The sequence below is a fragment of the Pontibacter lucknowensis genome, from assembly GCF_900156415.1.
Lineage (GTDB): Bacteria > Bacteroidota > Bacteroidia > Cytophagales > Hymenobacteraceae > Pontibacter > Pontibacter lucknowensis.
The window spans coordinates 1-1,559 of the sequence record NZ_FTNM01000015.1 but is presented as its reverse complement, the minus strand read 5'-3'; the positions used below and the strand labels follow the sequence as shown (position 1 = coordinate 1,559).

The following is a 1,559-nucleotide window of genomic DNA, read 5'->3' as shown; positions in this document are numbered from 1 at the left end:
ATCTCACACTCGAGTCCGCCCAGTTTTATACCTTCGATCAGCTCGGCCTGCAGGTGCTCGCCGGTGAGCGTCACCGGCTGGCCCACCATGCCCTCGGCGGGGCTGAATGTAGTGAGCACCGGCGGCTGGTACACCTGGAACTGGGCAGAGGAGGTTGCCCCGCCGTCCGGGGTGATGACCTTCAGAACTCCTGAAGTAGCGCCTGCCGGCACGAGCACTCTCAGCTCGGTGGCCGTGGCGCTCACCACGGTAGCCACCTTTCCGTTGAGGTATACCTTGTTGTCTGCGGGTATGGCGGCGAAGCGCTTGCCCGTGAGGGTGAGCTCCGAGCCGAACCTGCCCGCGGCCGGGGCAAAGCCAGCGATGCCCGGCGTGGCCAGCACGTCCTCCAGGCGCACGCGAACGGCCTCGTTGATCACCGGCGGCATGTCGAAGATGCGGTTCTGGGTGAGGTTGGTGCGGATGGGGGAGTTGAAGTCGAAGAAGATGTCGGCGTAGTTCTCCACCAGCGTCTTCTCGGCAAGGTCCGCCCTGGGCTTGATGCTGAAGAGGATGTAGCCGTGGCTGCCGGGCTCGTCGGCCGTGGAGTCGGGCAGCATGATGCTGTCGAAGGTCCAGGTGAGCACCGGCCGGCCCCTGCCCGACACCTCCACGCGGGCCGGGTGGGAGGAGGCCCCCAGCTGCAGGGTGGAGAGGTCCAGGTGCTCGGAGAGGGTGTCGACCACCACCACGCGGTAGGCCACGTCGGTGCCCGTGTTCTGGAAGCGGATCTTGTACTTGAGGGCCGTGTTGGTGGGGGTGTAGAACTCCTCTGTGCGGCCCCGGGGCGTGACCAGCTTGTCGTTGGGGTCGTAGGAGTCGGTGATGGGCATGCACTCGGTTGACCTCTCGGCCTCCTCGTCGTCTGCGGGCAGCAGGTTGACAAAGCCCGAGGTCACGGTGGAGTCGGCGGCAACTCCGTTGCAGGGCTCCATCGTCACACTGGCCGTGGTGTTGTCGCCGTTGCCGGCGGGCTGGTCTGCCTCCAGGCGCCAGGTGTAGCCCGTGGAGGGCACCCAGAGCACCAGGCTGTCGCCGGCGGCCAGGCGGAACTGCTCCACCGAGGCCAATTCCCCGTTGGCGTACTTGCGGAAGAGCCCCGGTTCGGCCATGTCACCAGTGCCCGTGTTGCGCAGCACGAAGCGGACCATGCCCGTCTCGGCGCTGCAGCGTCCGGTGATGGAGACGGTGGGCGTCGGCTCGGCCGGTTTGTTGTTGGAGGGCGTGATCCAGGCGCGGGTGCAGACCGTCAGGCCCCGCACCGACTCGTCGCCGCAGGTGACCAGGTCCTCGATCTGAATGGTGCCCTTTTGGCCCGCCGCCAGGTCGCCCACGGAGAACTCGTAGGAGCCGTCGGGCAGCAGGGTGTAGGGCTTGTCTGCCGATAGCAGCTCGACTTCCCTGGGCAGCTGCAGGTATACCCTGGCGTCGGGGGCGGTGGCGAAGCCGGCGTTTTCGTAGCGTACGGTGGTGGTGCTCTCGAAGCAGCGGCGACGGCGGGTGGAGGAGACGCTCACCGA

1 protein-coding gene is annotated in these 1,559 nt (G+C 67.0%); it reads right to left on the bottom strand.

The window, feature by feature from the left end; all coding sequences use genetic code 11:
• The coding region (locus BW972_RS19490) for a DUF7619 domain-containing protein (RefSeq protein ID WP_200805505.1) at positions 1 to 1,559 on the bottom strand (1,559 nt) is incomplete at both ends.